The sequence below is a fragment of the Streptomyces sp. NBC_00647 genome (genome assembly GCF_045207245.1).
GTDB lineage: Bacteria > Actinomycetota > Actinomycetes > Streptomycetales > Streptomycetaceae > Streptomyces.
Genome location: NZ_CP109040.1, coordinates 8,820,154 through 8,843,747, shown reverse-complemented (window position 1 = coordinate 8,843,747; position 23,594 = coordinate 8,820,154). Strand labels below are relative to the sequence as shown.

At 71.6% G+C, this 23,594-nt stretch carries 15 protein-coding genes and 1 pseudogene; 10 read left to right on the top strand and 6 right to left on the bottom strand.

The window, feature by feature from the left end; translation table 11 throughout:
- Positions 1–90: 90 nt before the first annotated feature.
- Positions 91–1,323, top strand: coding sequence for a glycosyltransferase (locus OG788_RS38745; protein WP_406376962.1), 1,233 nt, complete (start codon positions 91–93; stop codon positions 1,321–1,323).
- Between the two features lie 12 nt (positions 1,324–1,335).
- Here the strand turns inward: OG788_RS38745 and OG788_RS38740 are convergent, their stop codons facing one another.
- Positions 1,336–2,007: a TetR/AcrR family transcriptional regulator gene (locus OG788_RS38740; RefSeq protein ID WP_356750794.1), complete on the bottom strand. Its 672-nt coding sequence runs from the start codon at positions 2,005–2,007 to the stop codon at positions 1,336–1,338.
- 219 nt (positions 2,008–2,226) lie between these two features.
- Here OG788_RS38740 and OG788_RS38735 point away from each other — a divergent pair, with 219 nt between their 5' ends.
- Positions 2,227–3,486 (top strand): YncE family protein, encoded by a 1,260-nt coding sequence (locus OG788_RS38735; protein WP_351538287.1) that lies wholly within the window; start codon positions 2,227–2,229, stop codon positions 3,484–3,486.
- 6 nt (positions 3,487–3,492) lie between these two features.
- Here the strand turns inward: OG788_RS38735 and OG788_RS38730 are convergent, their stop codons facing one another.
- Together OG788_RS38730 and OG788_RS38725 are read right to left on the bottom strand one after the other, a co-directional pair.
- Positions 3,493–5,358: an endoglycosylceramidase gene (locus tag OG788_RS38730; protein WP_406375638.1), complete on the bottom strand. Its 1,866-nt coding sequence runs from the start codon at positions 5,356–5,358 to the stop codon at positions 3,493–3,495.
- A gap of 145 nt (positions 5,359–5,503) precedes the next feature.
- Complete coding sequence (locus OG788_RS38725) at positions 5,504–7,489, bottom strand: GTP-binding protein (RefSeq protein ID WP_406375637.1); 1,986 nt, start codon at positions 7,487–7,489, stop codon at positions 5,504–5,506.
- A gap of 223 nt (positions 7,490–7,712) precedes the next feature.
- Between OG788_RS38725 and OG788_RS38720 the strand changes: the two are divergent.
- Positions 7,713–7,934, top strand: a pseudogene (locus OG788_RS38720) (XdhC family protein); the annotation flags it as partial.
- Positions 7,935–8,141: 207 nt separating this feature from the next.
- The gene (locus tag OG788_RS38715) at positions 8,142–9,167 is read left to right on the top strand and encodes an XdhC family protein (protein WP_406376961.1); all 1,026 of its coding nucleotides are present in this window, start codon (positions 8,142–8,144) and stop codon (positions 9,165–9,167) included.
- Between the two features lie 8 nt (positions 9,168–9,175).
- On the opposite strand, the gene OG788_RS38710 is transcribed toward OG788_RS38715, so the two are convergent.
- The gene (locus tag OG788_RS38710) at positions 9,176–9,685 is read right to left on the bottom strand and encodes a metallophosphoesterase family protein (protein ID WP_406375636.1); all 510 of its coding nucleotides are present in this window, start codon (positions 9,683–9,685) and stop codon (positions 9,176–9,178) included.
- Between the two features lie 24 nt (positions 9,686–9,709).
- The gene (locus OG788_RS38705) at positions 9,710–12,142 is read right to left on the bottom strand and encodes a SpoIIE family protein phosphatase (protein ID WP_406376960.1); all 2,433 of its coding nucleotides are present in this window, start codon (positions 12,140–12,142) and stop codon (positions 9,710–9,712) included.
- Positions 12,143–12,481: 339 nt separating this feature from the next.
- Between OG788_RS38705 and OG788_RS38700 the strand changes: the two genes are divergently transcribed.
- Positions 12,482–14,635, top strand: a complete 2,154-nt coding sequence (locus tag OG788_RS38700) for a SpoIIE family protein phosphatase (protein WP_406376959.1) — start codon at positions 12,482–12,484, stop codon at positions 14,633–14,635.
- A 184-nt stretch (positions 14,636–14,819) separates the two neighbouring features.
- Here OG788_RS38700 and OG788_RS38695 read toward each other — a convergent pair whose 3' ends face one another.
- Positions 14,820–16,226, bottom strand: a complete 1,407-nt coding sequence (locus OG788_RS38695; protein WP_406375635.1) for an alpha-lytic protease prodomain-containing protein — start codon at positions 16,224–16,226, stop codon at positions 14,820–14,822.
- Positions 16,227–16,448: 222 nt separating this feature from the next.
- Here OG788_RS38695 and OG788_RS38690 point away from each other — a divergent pair, with 222 nt between their 5' ends.
- The 5 genes from OG788_RS38690 to OG788_RS38670 all read left to right on the top strand — a co-directional run bounded on the left by OG788_RS38690 (position 16,449) and on the right by OG788_RS38670 (position 23,594).
- Complete coding sequence (locus OG788_RS38690; protein WP_356750782.1) at positions 16,449–16,871, top strand: PaaI family thioesterase; 423 nt, start codon at positions 16,449–16,451, stop codon at positions 16,869–16,871.
- Between the two features lie 557 nt (positions 16,872–17,428).
- Positions 17,429–17,644 carry a type A2 lantipeptide gene (locus OG788_RS38685; protein WP_351538265.1) on the top strand — a complete coding sequence of 72 codons (216 nt, stop codon included), beginning with the start codon at positions 17,429–17,431 and terminating at the stop codon, positions 17,642–17,644.
- Between the two features lie 91 nt (positions 17,645–17,735).
- Positions 17,736–18,545, top strand: coding sequence for an HlyD family efflux transporter periplasmic adaptor subunit (locus OG788_RS38680; protein WP_356750778.1), 810 nt, complete (start codon positions 17,736–17,738; stop codon positions 18,543–18,545).
- Positions 18,542–20,764, top strand: coding sequence for an NHLP family bacteriocin export ABC transporter peptidase/permease/ATPase subunit (locus OG788_RS38675; RefSeq protein WP_406375634.1), 2,223 nt, complete (start codon positions 18,542–18,544; stop codon positions 20,762–20,764). Before OG788_RS38680 ends, OG788_RS38675 begins: the two co-directional genes overlap by 4 nt.
- Position 20,765: 1 nt before the next feature.
- Entirely contained in the window at positions 20,766–23,594 is a 2,829-nt protein-coding gene (locus OG788_RS38670; protein ID WP_406375633.1) for an NHLP bacteriocin export ABC transporter permease/ATPase subunit, read from the top strand.

Genomic DNA, 23,594 nt, shown 5'->3' with positions numbered 1-23,594 from the left:
GGCGAGGCCGTTCGCATACCTCGCCTCCTGTGGAGCCGCGGGCAGTCGGCCGGGAACGCCGCCATACTGACCGTCGTGCGAGTAGCGATCATGAGCGCGGGTTCGCGGGGCGATGTGGCACCGTTCACCGGCCTCGGGCACGGCCTGGTGCGGGCCGGGCACGAGGTCACCCTGGTGACGCACGGATGCTTCGCGGATCTGGTGTCCGGCTCGGGGGTCGGGTTCCACGCGCTGCCCGTCGACCCGCGGGCCGAGCTGGAATCCGCGCGGGGGCAGCGCCTGCACCGCAGCGCCACGGGAGCGGGCAGGATCATCCGGCTGGTCGCACTGACCCGGGCGCTCGTCGGGCGGCTGAGCGACGACATGATCGCGGCGGCCCGCTCCAGCGACGTGCTCCTGGTGTCCGGTTCGCTGGGGCCGCTCGGGTACGCCGTCGCGGAGGGACTGGACCTGCCCAGCATGGGAGTGCATCTTCAACCACTCCATCCCACAGGGGAGTTCGCCCCTCCGGTGATCGGTGTCCGCTCATGGGGGCCCGCCGTGAACCGGGCGGCCGGCCACGGGGTGAACCTGGCCGCCGAGCAGGTCTTCGCCGAGACCGTGCGGACTCTGAGGAGCCGGCTCGGCCTGCCGCCCCTCGGTTCGGTCGCGGCGCGCCGGGCCCGCGAGCGTCGGGCCTGGCCGGTGCAGCACGGGTTCAGCCCTCTGGTGGTGCGCAGGCCGCGGGACTGGCGGCGCGGGCTCGATGTGTCCGGGTACTGGTGGCCCTACGACGGCGAGGACGCCCGGCTCCCCTCCGCGCTGCGGGATTTCCTGGACGCCGGCCCCGCTCCGGTCTTCGTGGGTCTGGGCAGCGCCACCGTCCCCGATCCCGGGCGGCTGAGCGCCGAGGTGGTGCGGGCCCTGCGGTCCGCCGGACTGCGCGGGGTGATCCAGCGGGGATGGGGTGAGCTGCGGGCGGACGGCGACGACATGTTCACGGTCGGCGAGGTGCCGCACTCCGTCCTGTTTCCCCGGATGGCCGCGGTGGTGCATCACGCGGGGGCCGGTACGACAGCGGCGGGGCTGCGGGCCGGGGTTCCCGCCGTGCCCGTGCCGGTCCAGTTCGACGAGGGGTTCTGGGCCGCCCGGCTCGTTTCGCTCGGCGTCTCACCCGGCTCCCTCGCGCTGCGGGGGCTGCGCGCCGAACGGCTGGCGCAGGCTCTGGTCCGGGCGACCACGCAACCCTCGTACCGGCGGCGCGCGAGGGACCTGGCGGAGCGCCTTCGCGCCGAGGACGGGGTGGCGCCGGTCGCGGAGGCGATCGGACGGCTCGGCGGCTGACGAGCGCACCGCTCACGGGCGCGCGGACGCCTCCGCGTACCACCCGGGAGGCCGCAGGATCCCGAGGAGCTGGCGGACCAGTTCCTCGACCACCTCGTCCAGGGTCGCGTCCACCCATCCGGCGTTCCAGTCGTGCAGCAGGCCGTTCACACTGCCGATGAAGGCGGTCGCGGCCACGCGGTAGTCGCGCGGCGTCGCCTCCCCGCGGGCGACGGCGGCCGCCGCCTCGCCACAGATGAACTCCACCCAGCGGGCCCGTCGGGCGAGCCTCTGTTCCTCCAGCCGCGCGCTCACGCCGATGATCTCCACGAAGGTGATGCGGATACGGCGCGGATCGCTGGTGACGTTCGCCGCGTAGGCGTGGAAGACGGCGGTGGCGCGCTCGGCGAGTGGCAGGTCACGCGCCTCGGCGAGCGCCGCCAGGGCCGCTTCCTCGGCCCAGTCGTTGACCTGGAGATGAAGAGCCGCCAGTACGTCTTCGAGGGTGCGGAACGCTTCGTAGAACTGGCGCGTGGACAGTCCCGCCGCCTCGCTGAGGGCGGCCACGGTGGTGGACCGGTAACCGGGACAGGCACCGAACAACTCGAGTCCCGCGTCGAGAAAGCGGCGGCGGCGCTCCGCCTGCCGCTCCTCGGCCGTTCTGCCGCCGTACCGGCCGGTGGGCTGTCTGAGCCTGCCCGCCACGCGTTCCTCCCTCGCCGCCGGCACGAACCCGGCGTCAGCCCTTCCGGCGATTTTGTCGTGCACCGCCCCTTGTGAAGAGAGTCCCCGACTCCTTACTTTCCAGTAAGTGCACTTTGAAGTCGGGCGTGTTCAGATTTCCTCTTGTCGTGCTCGCGCCATTTCCCGCAATCCTGGCCACAGCACCCGCCCCGTACTCCCCCACTACGACAGGGACCCTCCATGTCCGTCCTCAGACCCAGACACCTCTGTTCTCTCGCCGCGGCCCTCACCTTCACCCTCGGCGCCACGTCGACTGCCGCATCCGCCTCCACCGCGCAGGTCACTGCCGCCGATCTGCGCGAGGTGATGTTCGTGGGCAACAACTGGGAAGGCACCGCGGACGTCATCGGGTCCACCGGCGACTTCGCGAAGGTCGGCCGGATCAACGTCGTCCCGGACAAGGCCGAGCGGCTCGCGGCCATCAACGCCGATCCCATCAAGTGGGCCTTCTTCATGGCGATCCGCAACGGTGTCGGCGAGGGGCACGACCAGTTCGTCGACGACATGTACTCCACGCCCGACGGCAGGTCGGTGGTGGTGTCGCGCCCGAGTTTCGCCGACGTCGTGTCGATCGACCTCGGCACCGGTCGGATCAACTGGCGTTTCGCCGTGTCGGGTTACCGCTCGGACCATATGGCCGTGTCCCCCGACGGCACCCGGGTCGCGGTCTCGGCGTCGACCGCCAACACCGTGCACGTGCTCGACATCACGACCGGCAGACAGCTCGGCTCCTTCGCCACCGGTGACAAGCCGCACGAGAACGTCTTCAGCCGGGACGGCAAGTACATCTGGAACATGGCCATCGGCGACGTCAACACCGCTCTCGACGACCCCTGGCTGGACTGGACGAAGGGCGACCGCCACATCACGGTCGTCGACGCGGCCACCTTCCGGCAGGTCAAGGTGATCGACATGCGGCAGCGCCTCGACGCGATCGGTCTCACGGACTTCTCCGACGCCGTCCGCCCGGCCGTCTTCTCGCCGGACGAGTCCAAGCTGTACTTCCAGGTGTCGTTCTTCAACGGATTCCTGGAGTACGACGTCGCCACCGACCGGATCACCCGGGTCAAGACCCTCCCGAAGAACCCCACCACCAGCAGTGACCGCACGACCTGGGTCAACGACTCGCGCCACCACGGCATATCGATGAACCCGACCGGCACCAAGATGTGTGTGGCGGGGACGATGGACGACTACGCGACCGTCGTCGACCGCGCGACCCTCCAGGAAGGCCCGCTGGTCACCGCCTCCAAGCCGTACTGGGCGACCGTCAGCGGTGACGGCAAGGACTGCGTCGTCTCCGAGAGCGGCGCCGACCAGGTCACCGCCATCGACTTCGCCACCGGGCAGAAGAAGGTGTCGGTGCCGGTCGGCGACCACCCCCAGCGAGTCCGCCTCGGCCATGTGGAGGCGAACTGGACCGGACCGTCGGCGGGTTGACGGCGATCAGCCGAACCGCGCCGCGGCCCAGGCGGCCAGTTCGGCCCGGGCCCCGTTCAGCAGGGCGGAGGACGGGGCGCTCGCCCCGTTCGTGACCAGCGCGAAGTGCAAGGTCCCCGGGCCGGGAGCCGTGAGCAGGAGGCGGCGGCTCCCGGTGCCGCCCGGCTCGGGAGCCGCGGCGATCGGTGTGGCCGCGGTGTAGGCGGGTGGGTCCACCGTCGCTCCGAGGTCGGACACCACCGTCGTGGCCGAGGCCGGGAAGGAGGCCGGCAGGTGGAGCTCCGTGGGAGCGCCGTCGCCGTTCGAGCGCCAGACCGACAGCCCGTACTGCCCGGATCCCACGAGCTGGGAGACCTGCGGCAGGGTCGAGGGAACCGGGTTCCAGGTCAGTGTGGTGGTGCCGTCGCGGGAGCGGTCCTCGTAGGTGAAGGCGAGGGTGGAGCCCGCGGTGGCGCTGGGGTAGACGCGGTCGAGGAGCCGGGCGTCCTGGCGCAGCACGGCCGTATCCGAGCCGTCGAGGCGCACGGCGGAGAGATCCTCGTCGTTCCAGGCGTCACCCGCGGTCAGGACCTTGTCGGGGTTGTCGTTCATCAGCTCGTGGTGCCGGCCGCTGTAGATGTCCCACTGCCATTGGGTACCCGACAGAACCGGTCCCGACGCGGCCGTCCCCGTCCACCAACGGGAGCCCGGGAGACGGGAGTCGAGGGCCTGGTACATCGCCTTGTCGACCGTCGGCGCCTTGTCCGAGACCGTTCCCGAGAGCGGGTGGCCGAACTCGCTGACGACCGCCGCCGTCCCGGCCGCCGAGGCACGGTCCCGGACCGTGCCGAAGTCCGTGGCGTACTGACCGTCACCCGCTTTGCCCCACATGAGGATGCCGGAAATGGCCTTCTGGTCGTAGAAGTGGGTGTTGAACACATAGCGCGGGCCGAGTGTGCCCGCGTCCAGCAGTCCGCCCTCCTGCTTCTGCGAGCTGATGTTCGCGTTCCAGAAAAGGTTGGGTTCCACGAAGGCGGGCTTGTCCTGCCAGCCGGCCGCGTCCATGCGGGCCCGGAACTTCCCGTAGAACGGCCAGAGCAGGTCGCGTTCCCAGGTACGGCTGGTCTGTCCCGAGTCGTAGGTGCCCGCGTAGGGCTCGTTGAACGGGTCGAAGCCGGCCACACCCGCGAACTCGGCGGCGGTGAGGTGCTGTCGGACGTACGTCATGGTGGCCTGGGCCGTGACGAGGAAGGCGTCCTGGAGCCCGTGGGCGTTGTGCCAGAAGTCGTACTGCGCCGCTTTGACGGCACCGTTCTGGGTGATGTTCTGGCCCCAGAAGAGGCAGATGCCGCAGGACTCCTGGGGGTAACCGCCCTCGGTCACGGCCCACTTGGGGGCACCGTCGCCGGAGTACCAGCTGCCCGTGTTGAAGAGGTGGCGGGAGTAGAGGTCCTGGTGGAAGTCGGGGAAGACACGGACGCCCGCGTCGAGGAAGGCGCGCATCTGGTCGGTGGCGGCCCCGAGATAGGCACTGTCGACCTGGCCCCGGGCGGGTTCGGCGTGCGCCCAGGAGAGCAGGAAGCGCACGGAGTTGCCGCCGCCCAGGGCGCGCAGCGCCGTCGCGGACTTCCGTGCGTCGGAGACCGAGGCGAAGGGCAGTCCGCTGTTCTCCTCCAGCTTGGTCTCGCCGGAGACGTTGTAGCCGCGCAGCACGACCTCGCGGCCGAGGCCGTCGATGAAGCGGCCGTTCGCGACCGTGAGGGTGGCGGCGGGTTCGTCGAACCAGAGGGAGTCGGGGAGTCCGTCCGCGGCGGCGGGCCGGGGGCCCGCCGCCGTGAGGAAGCCGGTGAGGAGTACGAGGACGCCGAGCAGACGCGCACGTAACTTCGACATGTTCACAACAGTCCCGCCGGTACCGGAAGGCGTCAACACCCCTGACTCATGAGTAAGTTTCTCGTTTCACCCGCCCGGGCCGCCCGCCTCGTCACGCGCCTCGTCACTCGCCTCGCCGCACGGCGCCGGGAGGTCGGCGGCCGGCTCACCCGCCGACCCGGCGCGTCAGGTTCAGCAGGTACTCCTTGCGGTCCAGCGGGTTCAGATCCGTCCGGGGGCGGTCCGGGACCGCGCCGTGCGCCGCGGGCGCGTAGTGGTCGAAGGTGCATTCCAGTTCACCCTCGCCTCGCGTCAACCCCGGGAGCCGCTGCTCCAGTTCATGCGTCCGGACCACCGGCAGGACTCCCTCCAGCACGCAGGAGGACCCGTGCAGCCTGGTGGTCTGCGGCACGGCCCGCTGTCCGGCCAGCACGGGCAGTACGGCGGCCAGCGTGTCCGCGGGCGCCTCCAGACGGAAGTGGTGCATCGGCTCGTACACCTGGCTGCCGGCCTCCCGCAGCGCGTCCATGAGCACCAGCGGGGTGAGGCCGCGGAAGTCGGCACCCGTGCTGGACATGCTCTTGTCGAAGCCCTGGTGGGCGTGGCTCTGGCGTGGCGAATAGCCCGAATGCGTCATCGTGACGGTGCAGTCGGTGACCTGCCAGCCGTGCATTCCCTGCCCCAGCGCCTCGATGGCGGTGTCCTCGACCGCCTTGAAGAACGCGTACGGCATCGATCCGAGTTCGACCTCCCGGCGGAATTCCACACCGGAACCGACCGGCGCCGGATCGATGCGCAGTCCCACGGTCGCGAGAAACGGATTGGCGTCCTTCTTGTTGAACTCGACCGACGCGCCGGATCCGACGGGCCGTTCGACGCAGAGCGGAGTCGTCTCGCGGAACACGACGTCGATGCCGAACTCGTCGGCCAGGGTCGCCTGGATGACTTCCTTCTGCACCTCGCCGTAGAGCGACACGGAGATCTCCCCGCGCACTTCGTCCTGCCGGAGATCGATCAGCGGGTCCTGTTCGGCGAGTTGGGTAAGCGCGAGATGCAACGCGCCTTTCCTGGTGGGACTGCTGGGGGAGACGACGGTTTCGAGGGTCGGCGGGGCGAAGTGGTGCCCGCCCGCCGGCGAGGTCCGCGGAACGCCGATGGTGTCGCCGATCCGGACCGCGCCGAGTCCCCACAACTTGCCGATGCGCCCGGCGGTCACGCACGCCTCACGGACGTCCGAGCCCTGGTCGAAGACGCTGATCGCGGTGACCTTCCCCTCGTCGCCGCCGCGCAGGGCGAGCCGGTCGCGGGTCCGCAGGGTCCCCGAGAACATCCGCGCGTACGCGATCTTCTCCCCGGCCGCTCCCCGCTCGACCTTGAAGACGGTGCCCGACACCGGGCCGTCGGTGTCCGCCTTCGCCGCGGGCAGCAACTCCCTCATCCCTGCCATCAGTTCGGCGATGCCCGCGCCCGTCATGGCCGATCCGAAGAACACGGGATGCACCAGCGCCTCGCCGGTCTGCGTGACCAGTGCGGCACGCAGTCGCTCGTACGACACCTGGTCCTCGACGTACGCGGTGAGCAGTTCCTCGTCGTGTTCGGCGAGCGGATCGAGGAGGTGCGGCCGCAGCAGCGCGGCCGGGTGGGCGGTGAAGCGGGCCTCGCGCGCGCCCGGTTCGGCGACCTCGCCCATCGGGACGATCGCCGGGGTGAGCCGCTCGGCGATCCTCTCCAGCACGTGGTCGCAGCGCGCCCCGCGGCGGTCGATCTTGTTCACGAAGATCAGCGTGGGAATGCGCAACCGCTGGAGCGTCCGCATCAGGACACGCGTCTGTGCCTGGACGCCCTCCACGGCCGAGACGACGAGGACGACGCCGTCGAGCACACCGAGCACCCGTTCCACCTCGGCGATGAAGTCCGGGTGACCGGGGGTGTCGATCAGATTGACGGTGAGGTCGTCGATCGCGAACGAGACGACGGCGGATTTGATCGTGATCCCGCGCTGCCGCTCCAGCGCGAGGGAATCGGTCCGGGTGCTGCCGTCGTCGACGCTGCCGATCTCGTCGATGACCCCGGCCGTGTACAGCAGCCGTTCGGTCAGGCTCGTCTTACCGGCGTCTACGTGCGCCAGAATTCCCAGGTTGAGCATATGCACCGGGCGTCATGTCCTTCGAAGTGTGAGTGATTCCTTCCTGGGTGGACATGAACGGTGTGCGCATTGCTGCTCCTCGATCCGGTGAACGCGTCCTCCGTAGTGCAGCAGTCGGCCGCCCCCGACAGCAACGTATTAACGCTCGCCGAGAGCCCGCCGCGGAGCGGACACCGGAGGATGACCGGATCCTGGAGACAGACGCCCACCGCGGCGAGAGGAGCGGACGATGCGTGAGATCCTCCCGGCGCTGTACGAGTGGTACACGGCCGGATCTCCCTTCGGGCTGGCCACGGTGGTAGCGGTCGGCCGCAGCGCGCCCCGCGACCCGGGGGCCGCCATGGCGGTGGGTCCCGACGACGAGGTCGTGGGCAGTGTGTCCGGCGGCTGCGTGGAAGGCGCGGTGTTCGAACTGGCCCAGGAGGTGATCGCCTCGGGCGAGGCGCGCCTGGAGACGTTCGGGTACAGCGACGCGGACGCCTTCGCCGTGGGCCTTACCTGCGGCGGCGAGATCACGCTGCTGGTCCGGCGGGTGTCGCCCGCCGACGATCCGGCCTTCGGCGCGCTGGCCGAGTCGGTGGCCGCGGGCCGCCCGGTGACGGTGGCGACCGTACTCGACGGCCCCGCGCCGCGCGGAGCCACGCTCGCCGTGTGGCCGATGGAGGAGCCGGGACCGCCCGGCGGGGGCGCTGCCGGGGCTCCCGGCGGGGCGACGCGGCCCGCGGCGACCGGCGAGGCCTCGGCCGAGGCGGCCGGCCCAGTGACGGTCGGGATGGGGGACGGGGCGGCGGCCGGCCCGGTGACGGCCGGGAAGGCCGACGGGGCGGCGCCCGGAATGGCCGACCCGGCGGCGGCAGGAGAAGCCAGCGGAGTTGCGGCCGGAGCGGCCGACGCGACGGAGCCCGGGACAACCGGCGGGGCCACGGCCGAGGCGGCCGGCCCGGTGACGGCCGGGAAGGCCGACGAGGTGGTGCCCGGAGTTGTAGGGGTCGACGCCGCGGGGTCCGGGGTGGTCGGACGGGTGGTCGGTTCGCTCGGTTCGGCGGGGCTGGATGTCGCCGTCAGCGCCGACGCGCGTGGCGAACTGGCCCAGGGCGCCACGGGGCAACGGCACTACGGCCCGCACGGTGAACGGCGCGAGGACGCCGTCACCGTCTTCCTGCACTCCTTCGCGCCGCCGCCGCGCATGCTGGTCTTCGGCGCGATCGACTACGCGGCCGCCGTGGCCCGCATCGGCGACTTCCTCGGCTACCGCGTCACGGTGTGCGACGCCCGCCCGGTGTTCGCCACGCCGAGGCGGTTCCCGGCGGGCGTGGAGGTCGTCGTGGACTGGCCGCACCGCTATCTGAGCGGCACGACGACCGACGCGCGCACGGTGATCTGCGTCCTGACCCACGACCCGAAGTTCGATGTGCCGCTGCTGGAGGAGGCGCTGCGCCGCCCGGCCGCGTACATCGGGGCGATGGGCAGCCGTCGTACCCACGACGACCGCGTCGAACGGCTGCTCGCGTCCGGGGTGTCGGAGCGCGAGCTGTCCCGGCTGCGCTCCCCCGTCGGCCTCGACCTCGGGGCCCGTACGCCCGAGGAGGTGGCCGTGTCCGTCGCCGCGGAGATCGTCGCGCTGCGCTGGGGCGGCAGCGGGATGCCCCTGACGGCGACAGGCGGGGCGATCCATCCGCGGTAGCCGTGGGGTCAGCCGGCGCGCGGGGGCAACCGGTGCAGGGTCACGTCGGTGAGCCGGCCGTCGTCGGTCACCGTCGCGGTCATGTACGTACAGTGCGGCTGACGGCGGCGGTCGGTCGGCGAGCCGGGATTGAGCAGGCGCAGGCCGGTCGGCGCGGTGGTGTCCCAGGGGATGTGGCTGTGGCCGAAGATCAGGACGTCGAGGTCGGGGAAACGTTCCGCGCAGCGCTGCTCGCGGCCCCGCGCGGCGCCGGTCTCGTGGACGACGCCGACGCGCAGGCCGCGCAGCTCGGCGCGGGCGATCTCGGGGAGGCGGGCCCTGAGGCCGGGGCCGTCGTTGTTGCCGTACACGCCGATGACCCTGCGGGAACGGGCTTCCAGCAGGTCGAGGGTGGCGGTGTCCACCCAGTCCCCCGCGTGGATCACCACGTCGGCGAGCGGGAGTGCGGCGAGCAGCGGGTCGGGAAGCACCCTGGCCCGCTTCGGGAGATGGGTGTCGGACAGCAGCAGGAGGCGCACCGCCCCAGGGTGTCACTTCGTCCGTCAGTCCAGCGCGATCTCGCTCCAGACCTGCTTGCCCCCGCTCACCGGCACCGTGCCCCACGTCGCCGACATCGCCTCGACGAGGAGGATGCCACGGCCCCCGGTGGCCTCCCAGCCGATGCTGGTGGGCTTGATCGGCGTACGGGGCGAGTTGTCGGCGACCGCGATGCGCAGGCGGTGGTTGATGAGGGTGAGGTCGAGCCTGACCTGGCCGTCGGTGTGCACCAGGGCGTTGGTGACGAGTTCGGAGACGATCAGCAGGGCGGGGTCCACGTAGGCGCTCACGCCCCAGGCGCGCAGGGCGCGCCGGGTGTAGCGGCGGGCGTGCCGGACGGCCTCGGGGACCCGCCAGACGGTCCAGCTCTCGCGGAGCGGGAGCACCGCCATGCCGTCGTAGCGCATCAGCAGGAGCGCCACGTCGTCGCTGCGGTTGGCGCCCGTGAGCAGTCCGTCGGCGACCAGACCGAGGTGGTTCGGGTCGGCGCCGGCCAGGCCCTCGGCGAGCCGGTTCAGGCCGTCCTCGATGTCGACCTCGACGGACTCGACCAGACCGTCCGTGGTCAGCGCCACGATGGTGCCGGGCTGGAACCGCAGCGGGCTCATGGGGAAGTCGGTCTGCCGGATGACGCCGAGCGGTGGCCCGACCTCCGATTCGGGGACCTCGGTACGGCCGTTCGGGTGACGCAGCACCGGCGGGATGTGTCCGGCGCGCACATACCAGGCCGATCCCTCCTCCATGTCGACGTCGACATAGCAGCAGGTGGCGAAGAGGTCGGTCTCCAGATCGAGCAGGAGCCGGTTGGCGTGCGAGACCACCACGTCCGGAGGATGCCCCTCCACGGCGTAGGCGCGCAGCGCGGTGCGCATCTGGCCCATGAGGGTCGCGGCCGAGGCGTTGTGCCCCTGGACGTCGCCGATGACGAGAGCGACGTGGTTGTCGGGCAGCGGGATCACGTCGTACCAGTCGCCGCCGACGTCCAGGCCCGATGTGGTCGGCAGATAGCGGGCGACGGCGACCGCGCCGGGCAGCCGGGGCAGCCGTCGCGGCAGCAGGGTCCGCTGGAGCATGCCGATCAGTTCGTGCTCGGCGTCGAAGGCGTGGGCGCGCACCAGGGCCTGCCCGGCGAGACCGGCGGAGGCGGTGAGCAGGGCGCGCTCGTCGGGGCCGAACTCGTGCGGGGCGTCCCAGCCGATCAGGCAGGCGCCGGCCATGCGTCCGCCCGCCGGCAGCGGCAGGACGGCCAGGCCGCCGGGGCCGACGTCGGCGAGCGCGGCCTCCAGGTCCGCGCCTGCGGGCCAGATGGCGGGGCGCCCCTCGGTGAGGGCCGCCGCGAGCGTGGGCATGGCCCGGACGGGGGCGTCGGGCCACTCCGAGCGCCATTCGCTGCGCCACAGCTCCGGCCAGGACTCCGGCTCGGGCGGGTCCAGCAGCGTGACGACGAGGCGGTCGCCCTCCAGCTCGGCGACGGCGACCCGGTCGGCCTGGAGGGGCTTGCGCAGGGCGGTGACGACGGCCTGGCCCACATCGCGGACGGTGCCGGCGGTCGCGAGGGCGGCGGCGAGCCGCTGGACGCGGCCCACGTCGTTCAGGCCGGAGCGCAGCTTGGAGGCGTCGGAGACGGTGCCCACGAGCCGTGCGGGGCGGCCCTCTCCGGAGGGAAGCAGGCGGGCGCGCAGCCGGAGCCACTTGTGTCCCCCGGACGGCTGGAGGATGCGGAACTCCAGCTCGCGCTCACCGATCGACATGTGGTCCGGTTCCACCGCGGACATCAGCGAGGGGAGGTCCTCGGGCACGGTCATGGACAGCAGGGTCTCGACCTTGCCGTCGAACGCGGTGGAGCTCAGCCCGAACAGGTCGAGCACCTCGCCGTCGACCTCGACGTGCCCGGTGTCCATGGCGAGGCTGAAGGAGCTGGCGGGCAGGTCGGCCACGTCCTCCGGCAGCGGGGGCGGCGGGCAGACGACGGCGTCGGCGAGCATCCCCAGGCAGACCCGGTCCTCGGCGCCGAAGCCTCGCGGGCTCTCGCTGACGGCGACCAGGCAGCCGGTGTCCCGCAGGGGCAGGACGGCCAGGGAGAAGTCCTGGGAGGACAGCCGCCGGGCGTCGGCACAGCGGGCGACCTCCTCCGGTCCGAGCCAGCTCGGCGCCGCGGAGCGCAGGGCCTCGGCGGCCGGGGAGCCGCCGGACAGGGGGTAGCTGTCGCGGAGCCCGTACAGCGTCCTGGGCACCCCCGCGGACTCGGCCAGATGCAGTTCGTCGCCGCTCACGTTAGGTGAGTACACGGCGGCGACGGTCGCACCGGTGAAGACGAGTGCCTGTTCGAGCAGGCGGTGCAGCCGTTCGCGCGGGTCGAGGTCCGCGGTGAGCGTCTTCAGGGCGAGTTCGGCGCGCGACGTTCTCGTTTCGCGTTCCGCAGCACCCTCACTGACCACGTCCGCAATTACAGCGCTTCCGAGGCTCCGGCGCAGCCCCTGTGACCGTTCCGAACCCGTCGGGCCTGCGAAGGAGCCCATGCAGGACATCGTATCGAACGAAATCGAACTCATCTTGATTCGGGCGTTTCGCGCGGTGTTCTCGTGGGTGATCTCGTGACAGGCGTGACGGTCCGCGCCTCCGGCCGGGTGGAGGGTCGGGTGGCACGGCGGCGAAGGCCGAAGGGGCGTCGCGCGGACGAGCGGTACGAGGTCCTCGCGCTCGCCGTGCGCGATGGGCGTTCACGAGGGAGCCTTGATCCCTGGAAGTCCGGAGGCCGGCAGCGGCCCCGCGAGGAGGTGGTCGGCGTGTCCGACAGGCAGGGGGCCGCACAGGCGCCGGCGAGTCGGCCGGCCCCGGTGGGACAACCGCTGCTGTCGCTGACGCTGGCCGCCATGCTCGACGACGTGCACGCCCACTCGGGAGCCGTGTACCTGCTGGCGTCCCACGAGCCGGTGCTGGAGATGACCGTCTCCGCCGGTCTGCCGAGAGCGTTCGCCGCGCCCTGGGAGCGCGTGGGGCTCAGCGCCCCGATCCCGGTCGCCGAGGCGGTACGGGAGCGGCGGCTGATCTGGGTGGGGGGCGAGCACGAGATGGCCCGCCGGTACCCCCGGATCGCGCTGGTGCTCCCGTACCCCTTCGCGCTCGCGGCCCTGCCGGTGGCGACGGCGACCACCGTGTACGGCGCCGCCTACGTGACGTGGCCCGGCTCGCATCCGCCGGACCTCTCCGACCGGGAGCGGGACCACCTCACCGCCGCCTGTGACCGGCTCGCGCTGCGGCTGGAGCGGGCGGCCGTGGAACACCGCCCGATGCGCCACGAGCCCGACCTGCTCACACCGACCGCGGCGGCGCCGGGGGGCACGCTCGGCACGGTGGAGGCGACGCGGATGGTGGCGCGCCTGCCGTACGGGCTGTGCTCGCTCGATCTGCACGGTCGGGTGGTCTTCGCCAACGCCGCGACCGCCGAGCTGCTCGACGTGCCCGTCAGCCGCCTCCTGGGCACCCAGCTCTGGGCGGCCGTGCCCTGGCTGAACGACCCGGTCTACGAGGACCGCTACCGAGCGGCGCTGATAAGCCAGCACGTGACCTCGTTCGTCGCGCTGCGCCCGCCGGGCGACTGGCTGTCGTTCCGCCTGTATCCGAGCACGAACGGACTGAGCGTCCGTATCTCGCGGGCCCGGCCGGTGTCCGAGATGACACGGGCGGGGCCGCGGCGGCGCGACGGCAGCTCACGCCTGGTGACGATCTCCCACGTGCTGAGTCTGGCGAGCGCGCTGACCGAGGCGGCGGGCGTCCAGGACGTGGTGCAGCTGGTCGCGGACGAGATCTCGCCGGCCGTCGGCAGTCAGGCCCTGGTCGTCCTCGGCAGCCGGGCCGGCCGCCTGCACGTGCTCGGGCATCGCGGCTATCCGGACGCACACGTCGTGGAGCGCTTCGACGGGCTGCCGCTGAGCGAGCAGACCCCGGGCACCCAGGCGCTGAACACCGGTGTGCCCGCCTTCTTCGACTCGCGCGAGCAACTGGAGCGCCTGTATCCGTCGCGGAACGCGACACCCGACGGCATGGGCGCGTGGGCGTATCTGCCTCTGATCGCCTCCGGACGACCGGTGGGCACCTGCGTCCTCGGGTACGCGCAGTCGCACCACTTCGCGGCCGACGAGCAGGCGGTGCTGACCAGTCTGAGCGGGCTGATCGCGCAGGCCCTGGAGCGTGCCCTGCTGTACGACGCGAAACTCCAGCTGGCCCAGGGCCTCCAGGCCGCGCTGCTGCCGAGCTCGCTTCCGCCGCTGGCCTCGATCGAGGCGGCCGCGCGCTATCTGCCGGCCACCCAGGGCATGGACATCGGCGGGGACTTCTACGACCTGGTGTCCTCGCACGGCCGGGCGGCGGCGGTGATCGGGGACGTGCAGGGGCACAACGTGACGGCCGCCGGCCTGATGGGCCAGATCCGCACCGCCGTGCGCGCGTACACGGCGGTCGGCCAGGCTCCGGAGGAGGTGATGAGGAGCACCAACCGACTGCTCATCGACCTCGGCACCGAGCTGTTCGCCAGTTGTCTGTATCTGCGCCTGGACCCGGCGCGCGGGGTGGCCGTGATGGCCCGCGCCGGGCATCCGCCCCCGCTGCTGCGCCGGCCGGACGGCAAGGTCAAGGTGCTCGACCTGGCCGGCGGACCCCTGCTCGGGATCGACGCCGACGCCACCTATCCGACGACGGAGGTGCCGCTCGTCCCCGGGTCCGTGCTCGCCCTCTACACCGACGGTCTGATCGAGTCCCCCGGCGTCGACATCGAGGACGCCCTCGCCGACCTCGGGCGACGGTTCGCCGCGACCGGGGACCAGCCCCTGGACGAACTGGCCGACACGCTGCTCCAGCGGGGCGAGGAGGCGGGTCAGGAGCGGCCCGACGATGTCGCCCTGCTTCTGCTGCGGGTCCGGCCGCTCGGCTGACACGGCTCACCTGGCAAGGGAGCCGTCCGATCCGGGGAAAGGGAACGGTCCGACCCTGGAAAGGGAGCGGTCCGACCCTCCCGCCGGAGGGCCGGACCTTTCCACTGCCGACCGGAATTCCCTGTTCCGTTGGCCGAGTCAGTGGTTCTTGACCGCCGGAGTCTCCGGCTTCATCAGGGGGTGGTCACCAGCCCGAGCCGTCGTCCGCGGCGGCTCCGGACTGGTCGTGGCCCGCACCGGCCTGGTCGTCCGCTCCGGCCCCGGCCTGGTCGTCGGCACCCGCCCCGGCCTGCTCGTCAGCTCCGGCTCCGGCCTGGTCATCGGCACCCGCTCCGGCCTGGTCGTCGGCACCCGCACCGGCCTGGTCGTCGGCACCGGCGCCCGCCGGGTCACTGGCGCCGGCGCTCGGGTCGACAGCGCCACCCGCACCGGCGTCACCCGCGCCGGCGTCACCGGCTCCGGCGTCACCGGCTCCGGCGTCACCCGCGCCCAGCGTCGCGCCGGTCGCCTCCAGCGCGGTGGTGACCGGCTGGAAGAAGGTCTCGCCGCCGACGGTGCAGTCGCCGCTGCCGCCCGACGTCAGGCCGATCGCACTGCCGTCCTGGGTGAACAGCGAGCCACCGCTGTCGCCCGGCTCGGCGCACACATCGGTCTGGATGAGGCCGGTGACCGTGCCCTCCGGGTAGTTCACGGTGGCGTCGAGGCCGGTGACGTTGCCGTCGTTGAGACCCGTGGTGCTGCCCATCCGGAGAACCGGCTGGCCCACGGCGGCGTCGGCGGCCTGGTTGATCTGGACGGTCTTCCCGTCGCCGACGTTGACCACGCTGTTGGCCTGTGTGTTCGGGTCGTCGTACTTGACGAGCGCGAAGTCGCCGTCACCGGGGAAGGTGGCCTGGTCGACGGTGGCGATCGGCGCGCCGTCCTGCGCGTCCGACCACTGGGCGGCGGCGACTCCGCAGTGACCCGCGGTGAGGAAGGCGGGACTGCCGTCGCCCGCGGTGACGTTGAAGCCGAGTGAACAGCGCGCGCCACCGCCGAAGATGGCGTCGCCGCCGTCGACGAAGGTCTTGAAGGTGCCCGCGGACTTCTTGACGCTCGCCACGTCGGAACCGAGGCCCTTGACGGTCGACTCCAGCGTGTCCCACTTGTCGCCCGTGACGGTGGAGTCGGCGGTCACGCGGATCTCGTTGGTCTTCGGGTCCACGGACCACGCCGTACCCGGGATCGTCGCGTCCGCCTTCAGCGTCTTGGCGGCGGCCTGCAGCGTCGAGGTGCTGTTCTGCACCTGGTGCGCCACGGCTCCGGCCTTCTCGATCTGGTTGACGACATTGCTGTTGTTACCGACGACGTTGACGATGATCTGCTGCTTCGACGCGTCGTAGTACGACCCGGCGAAAGCGTCACCCAACTGGGAGGCGAGCTGCGAGGCGACGTCCGAGACATCGCCGGCCTTGAAGGTTCTGGGAGTGGCGTCGTCCCCGTTCGACTGCGAGGCGTTGGCGTTGGGCAGCAGCAGAGCCGCTGCTCCGAGCGCCGCAACGCTGCCCACCGCGATGGCGGCCTTGCGCTTGGGTATCCGTTTGTGACTCAACTCTTGACCTCCTGGGGACGGGGTCGATGCCGCCGTCCGGCAGCTGACTGGGGGGCGCCTGGTTGCCTGTTGATACGCGTGGGTCACCCGAGGTGTTCAACTGCCATTGCAAATTGCGGGAGTTAGCCGAGCCAAAGGCGTTGATTGCGGAGACAATCAGGCCTTTCCGCCGCGCGCGCGGCCGTGCGTGAACCGCCGGCCCGAACGGGAACAATGCGTCGCATGACGACGACACCACTGACCCTCGCAGAAGCCGACAAGATCCTCGCCGACAACTTCGCTCCCTGGGTGCTCGACCTCGGTCTGTCCGTGGCGGAGCTCGACAGCCGGCGCGCCGTCCTGCGGCTGCCGTGGTCCGCGCGGCTGGCCCGGGAGGGCGGCGGCCTGTCCGGCCAGGCCCTGATGGCGGCCGCCGACACCGCGACGGTGATCGCGGTCTCCGCGGCCCGCGGCGCTTTCGTCCCCATGACGACGGTTCAGCAGTCCACGAGCTTCCAGCGGGCGGTGACGGACGCGGACGTCCTGATCGAGGCGGTCCTCACCAAACTGGGCCGCCGCATGGCCTTCGCCGACATCACCATGACCGCCGAGGGGTCGACGGAGATCGCGGCGCGGGCGAGCACGGTGTACGCGATCCTCGGCTGACCGACGACGACCGCGCCGCGGTGCGGCGCACTCCCCCGCGGGGCGCGTGGAGTTCACGCTCCCGCCCGGCCGACGGACTCCGCCGCACCGCCCATCCCGCCAGTACACCGTGCGACCGGTCGGCGACGCTCCGTCGTCGATCCGGAACGGAATCCTGGATTCAGCGAATCTGCACAGCCCATGCTCAAGCAAGTCACCGCCTGCGAAGGATCTGCACAGGCGCACGCCCTCCTGCGCGCCATTGGGCCGGGACTGCCCATTCGGTCGCGGAGCCGCAAGGGCTCGCGTGAATCGATGCCGCGCAGCATGTGAAGAAGTGGCCGCAGAGGCGTGTGGGCGCCTGCACGGTTCCCCGCCGGTGGGGCGCAAGTGCGCAGGTGAGAGCCCTGGTTGATTGGAAGCGCGCCCCGTGGCCGTGCTTTGATCCGTTGCACCGCGGAGGTCGCAGCAGTGCTCCCGGGAACGGGAGCCGCACCCCTGCGGTGGCGGCCGTCATCTGTCCCCCAGAGGGGGCCGCTCTCCCCCTTGTGAATATCCATATGAAGGGAAGTTCCATCATGAACTCCACCCCCCGTGTCGAGACCGCCGAGATCTCGGACGCCGACCTCGACAACGTCTCCGGTGGCCTCGCGCTGAACGCCGTCGGCACCGTCACCGGTCTGGTGGACGGCGTTGCCCCGGTCTCCGGCATCCTGGGCACGGCCGTCGGCACCGTCGAGGGTGTGACCGGCCTGAACACCGCCCCGGTCACCGGCCTGGTCGCCGGTCTCTGATCGCGTTTCACGCCGCCGAGTCCCGGAACCGCCCCACCGGTTCCGGGACTCTCGGGTGCCGTAGACCTCTCTGACAGGTGAGGGAAGTCCCGTGCAGTTCCGTCAACAGGCCCTCGCCAAGCTGCGGTCGCCCGAAGAGCTCGACCTTCCGGTGCGCTTCGCCCGCCCCCAGGGCTGGCTCGTGCTGTCCGTGACCGTCGTCGCCATGGCCGCCGCGTCCGTGTGGGCCGTGACCGGCACCGTCGCCTCCACTGTCGGCGCGCCCGCCGTCCTCACCCACGGGGAGGGCAGTTACATCCTGCAGAGCCCCGTCGCCGGCCAGGTCACGGCGGTTCTCGCCGAGGAGGGCGAACGGCTCCCCGCGAACGCCCCCGTACTGAAGGTGCGTACGGCACAAGGGGAGACCGCGGTCGTCCGTACGGTCGCCGCGGGCCGCGTCACCGCGCTCGCCGCCACCATCGGCGCCATCATCTCGACCGGCGCGAACGTAGCGGCCGTGGAGAAGGTCGCCCACGCCGACGACCCGCTGTACGCCACGGTGTACGTCTCCGCGGGAAGCGCCGCCACGATTCCCGCCGACGCCGCCGTCGACCTCACCGTCCAGTCGGTCCCGGCCCCCCGGTTCGGGGTGCTGCGCGGCCATGTGAAGACGGTGGGCCGGAGCGTGCAGAGCCGGCAGCAGATCGCCTCCTACCTGGGCGACGACCAGTTGGGCGAGCAGTTCACCGACAAGGGCAGGCCGGTGGCCGTCCTGGTCCGGCTCGACCGTTCGTCCACCACGAAGAGCGGCCTGAAGTGGTCGTCGGCCGGCGGCCCGCCGTACGCGCTCACCTCCATGACCCTGGCCACGGCCTCGATCCGGCTGGCCGACCAGCGCCCCGTCGATTGGCTCCTGCCGTGACCACCGCACCGGACACCCGGCACCGACGGCGCGCCGCCCCGCCCCGACGCGGAGTTCCCAAGGGCCGGGGCAAGAACGTCCGCACCCCCAGCGTTCTCCAGATGGAGGCCGTGGAGTGCGGTGCGGCTTCCCTCGCCATGGTGCTCGGCCACTACGGCCGGCACATCCCGCTCGAAGAGCTGCGCATCGCCTGCGGTGTCTCGCGGGACGGTTCGCGCGCGAGCAACCTGCTGAAGGCGGCCCGCAGTTACGGCCTGACCGCCAAGGGCATGCAGATGGACACGGCCGCGCTCGCCGAGGTGCGGGCGCCCGCGATCCTGTTCTGGGAGTTCAACCACTACGTCGTGTACGACGGCATGGGCCGCCGCTTCGGGCGCCGGGGCGTGCACATCAACGACCCCGGCAAGGGCCGCCGTTTCCTGCCGATGGAGGACTTCGACACCAGCTTCACCGGAGTGGTCCTGGTCATGGAGCCGGGTCCCGACTTCCGCAAGGGGGGCCGCAGACCGGGGGTGCTGGGGGCCATGCCGGCCCGGCTGCGCGGCACGTCGGGCACGATGCCCGCCGCGGTGCTGGCGAGTCTGCTCCTGGTGGCGGTCGGCGCGGCGGTGCCCGCGCTCAGCCGGACGTTCATCGACCAGTATCTGATCGGCGGTCAGAGTTCGCTGCTCGGCGTGCTGTTCGCGTCGATGGGCGCCTCCGTACTGCTGACCGTGGTGCTGACCTGGTTGCAGCAGGCGAATCTGCTGCGCGGCCGCATCATCTCCTCGACACTCTCCAGCGCGCGCTTCCTGCGCCATCTGCTGCGGCTGCCGGTCACCTTCTTCTCCCAGCGCAGCCCGGCCGACCTGGTGCAGCGGCTCCAGTCGAACGACGCGGTGGCCGAGACCCTGGCCCGCGATCTCGCGGCCGCGGGTGTCGACGCGATCGTCGTCGTCCTGTACGCCGTGCTGCTGTACACGTACGACCCGCAGCTGACGGCCGTCGGCATCGGTGTCGCGCTGCTCAACGTGGTGGCGATGCGGGTGGTCATCCGGCTGCGCGCGACCCGCACCGCCAAGCTCCGGGCGGACACCGCCCGGCTCACCAACACGGCTTACACCGGGCTCCAGTTGATCGAGACGATGAAGGCCACCGGTGGTGAGGACGGCTACTTCCGCAAGTGGGCCGGGCAGCACGCCACCACGCTGGAGGAGCAGCAGCGCCTCGGGGTGCCGAGCGCCTGGCTCGGGGTCGTCGCGCCGACCCTCGCGATGCTCAACAGCGCGCTGATCCTGTGGATCGGCGGTCTGCGGGCGGTCGAGGGGCACGTCTCCGTGGGTCTGCTGGTCGCGTTCCAGGCGCTGGTCACCCGGTTCACCGCGCCGATCACCCGGCTCAACGGAGTCGCGGGCCGCATCCAGGACTTCGCCGCCGACGTGGCCCGTCTCAAGGACGTCGAGAATTTCCGCGCCGACCCGCTCTACGCCCGCTCGGGCACCGGCGATTCCACCCGGCGTCTGCAGGGCCATGTCGAGCTGGAGAACATCACGTTCGGCTACAGCCCGCTCGACAAGCCCCTGCTCACCGGGTTCTCGCTGACGGTCGGCCCGGGTCAGCAGGTCGCGCTGGTCGGCGGCTCGGGCAGCGGCAAGTCGACCGTCTCCCGGCTGATCTCGGGGCTGTACGCACCCTGGGAGGGCACGATCCGCATCGACGGCCGGCGCCTGGAGGACATCCCGCGCGGCGCGCTCGCGGCATCCGTGTCCTTCGTCGACCAGGACGTCTTCCTCTTCGAGGGGACGGTCCGCGACAACGTGGCTTTGTGGGATCCGTCGATCCCGGACGACGCGGTGGTCGCCGCCCTTCAGGACGCGGCGCTGTACGACGTCGTGACGCGCCGCCCCGGCGGCATCCACAGCCGGGTCGAGCAGGACGGCCGGAACTTCTCCGGCGGCCAGCGGCAACGCCTGGAGATCGCGCGGGCGTTGGTGCGCAGGCCCAGCATCCTGGTGCTCGACGAGGTGACCAGCGCCCTGGACGCGGAGACGGAGCAGACCGTCATGGACAACCTGCGCAGGCGCGGCTGTGCCTGTGTGGTGATCGCCCACCGGCTGAGCACCGTGCGGGACAGCGACGAGATCGTCGTACTCGAACACGGCACGATCGTGGAACGCGGGCGGCACGAGGCACTGGTGGCGGCTGGCGGCCCGTACACCGCTCTGGTCAGGGAGCGATGACATGACGACGGTTCACGAGAGCGTCCACGAGGGGGACGTCGTACTCGGCGCGCTCGGCGGGATGGGCACACCGGTCGACTGCGCGGGGCTGAGCCGCCTCGATCTGGAGGGTCCCCAGGTTCTGTGGCTGGTGGCCGCGGGCGCCATGGACCTGTTCGCGGTCGACGCCGCGCAGCAGGGTCACTGGCATCACCTCGGCCGGCTCGAGGCGGGCTCCCTGCTGCTCGGCCCGGTGGCGGGCCCTCAGCACACCCTGGTCGGGCGGCCGTTGCGCGACTGCGTCGTGCGCAGGATCGGGTTGCGGGAGCTGTACCAGCAGGCCGACACGGCAACCTGGTCGTACGACGAGTACGGCAACCCGCGCTACGTGCCGCCGACGTCGAGCCCTCTGGAGTACGCCCTCGCCCTCGGGGTCGGACGCAGTCTGTCCATCCTCTTCCAGGCGCCGATGGCCACGGAGAACGCGGCGGCGCCCACCGACGACGACGTGTTCTGGATGCAGGTCCCGCCGGGAAGTGTGCAGTACGGCTCCCTGTACGGGGCCGAGGCGGCGGCCGACCTGCTGATGGACTCCGGTGTCTGGCAGGGCATGGTCGACCACCAGTTCCGGCTGCTGTCCACCCTCGACCGGTGGATCGAGCAGGTCGAGGCCGGTCACGAGGACCGTACGGCGGCGGGCATCAAGGCCGGTGAGGCCGTTCGCGCCCAGGCCGACCGCACGCTGCTCGCCTCGATCGGCAGGTCGTCGGCCAAGCGCCCGACCGCGGCCGACACGGACGCCTCGTACGCGGCCTGCGCGCTGGTCGCCCGCGCAGCCGGGATCACCCTCGCCGAGCAGGCGCAGAGCGGCACGGAGAGCGACCGGCTCGACCCCGTGGAGCGGATCGCGCTCGCCTCGCGCGTCCGTACCCGTGCCGTGCGTCTCGACGGGCGCTGGTGGCGCGACGACATCGGACCGCTGGTCGGCCACCGGGCGGTGTCCGGCGCACCGGTGGCGCTGTTGTGGCGGCGCGGCGGATATGTGGCCGTGCAGCCGTCGTCCGGCCGGGAGACGCCTGTCGAGAAAGCCAACGCGGCGGAGTTCGAGGCGCAGGCCGTGATGTTCTACCGTCCGCTGCCCGAGCGGAGACTGAGCCCGCTGAGGCTGCTGCGGTTCTGTCTGACGGGCACCGGCGGAGATCTGCGCAACCTCGCGGTCAGCGGTCTGGTGACCGTGGCGATCGGCGCGCTGGTGCCGATCGCGACCGGCAAGGTGCTCGGCGAGTACGTGCCGAAGGCCCAGCACGGCCTCATCGTGCAGGTCTGTCTCGCGCTGATGGTCACCAGTGTCGTGTCGGCGGCGTTCATGCTGTTGCAGAACCTGAGTCTGCTGCGGATGGAGGGCCGGATCGAGGCGAGCCTCCAACCCGCTGTCTGGGACCGGCTGTTGCGGCTGCCGACGGCGTTCTTCGCCTCCCGCTCGACCGGTGAGCTGGCCGGCGCCGCGATGGGCATCAGCGCGATCCGCCGTCTTCTCGCGGGTGTCGGCCCGACGCTCGCGCAGGCCGGCACCGTCGGCGCGATGAACCTGGGCCTGCTGCTCTGGTACAGCGTGCCCATGGCGCTGGCCGCCATCGGCATGCTGGTGGTCATCGCGGCCGTGTTCCTCGGCCTCGGTCTGTGGCAGGTGCGGCGCCAGCGCCACCTGGTGGTGCTGAGCAACAAGCTCAACAACCAGGCCTTCCAGACCCTGCGCGGACTGCCCAAGCTGCGGGTCGCGGCGGCCGAGAACTACGCGTACGCGGCCTGGGCGGGCGAGTTCGCCCGCAGCCGTGAACTCCAGCGGCAGGTCGGACGCATCAAGAACCTGACGACGGTGATGGGCGCCGTGTATCTGCCGCTGTGCTCCCTGCTGATGTTCATGCTGCTGGCGGGCCCGGCGCACGGCTCGCTGTCGGCCGCCGACTTCCTCACCTTCAACACGTCGATGACGATGCTGCTGACCTCGGTCACCCAGATCACCGGCGCGTTCGTCTCGGCGGCGGCCGCGCTGCCGATGTTCGAGGAGATCAGGCCGGTGCTCGACGCGACGCCCGAGGTGCGCGTCGCGAGCACCCGTCCCGGTGTGCTGTCCGGCGGGATCGAGGCGCGGCGGCTGTCGTTCCGGTACGCCGACGACGGTCCGCTGGTCCTCGACGACGTGTCGTTCGACATCCGGCCGGGCGAGTTCGTGGCGATCGTCGGACCGAGCGGCTGCGGCAAGTCCACCCTGCTGCGGCTGCTGATCGGCTTCGACAGGCCGGTGTCGGGCAGTGTGCTCTACGACGGCCAGGACCTGGGAGCGCTCGACCAGTCCGCCGTACGCCGTCAGTGCGGGGTGGTGCTCCAGCACGCGCAGCCGTTCACCGGGTCGATCCTCGACTGTATCTGCGGCACCGAGCCGTACACGCCGGAGGAGGCGATGGCGGCGGCCGAGATGGCGGGTCTGGCCGAGGACATCAGGCGGATGCCGATGGGCCTGCACACGCTCGTGTCGGGCAGTGGCGCGATCTCGGGCGGCCAGCGCCAGCGTCTGATGATCGCCCAGGCGTTGATACGACGGCCTCGCATCCTCTTCTTCGACGAGGCGACCAGCGCCCTCGACAACGCGACGCAGCGCACGGTGATCGAGAGCACCAAGGCGCTCAACGCCACCCGGGTCGTGATCGCACACCGGCTGTCGACGGTGCTGGACGCGGACCGTGTCATCGTGATGGAGGACGGCCGGGTCGCCCAACAGGGCCCGCCCGCACAGCTGTTGGCGGACACGGCCGGGCGGCTGCACGAACTGGTGCGGCGACAGCTGGCCTGA

Coding starts and splice junctions, on each gene's coding strand:
- OG788_RS38690 (WP_356750782.1), top strand. CDS start 16,449: ATGACGACGACACCACTGACCCTCGCAGAAGCCGACAAGATCCTCGCC.
- OG788_RS38735 (WP_351538287.1), top strand. CDS start 2,227: ATGTCCGTCCTCAGACCCAGACACCTCTGTTCTCTCGCCGCGGCCCTC.
- OG788_RS38685 (WP_351538265.1), top strand. CDS start 17,429: ATGAACTCCACCCCCCGTGTCGAGACCGCCGAGATCTCGGACGCCGAC.
- OG788_RS38715 (WP_406376961.1), top strand. CDS start 8,142: ATGGAGGAGCCGGGACCGCCCGGCGGGGGCGCTGCCGGGGCTCCCGGC.
- OG788_RS38745 (WP_406376962.1), top strand. CDS start 91: ATGAGCGCGGGTTCGCGGGGCGATGTGGCACCGTTCACCGGCCTCGGG.
- OG788_RS38730 (WP_406375638.1), bottom strand. CDS start 5,358: ATGTCGAAGTTACGTGCGCGTCTGCTCGGCGTCCTCGTACTCCTCACC.
- OG788_RS38670 (WP_406375633.1), top strand. CDS start 20,766: ATGACGACGGTTCACGAGAGCGTCCACGAGGGGGACGTCGTACTCGGC.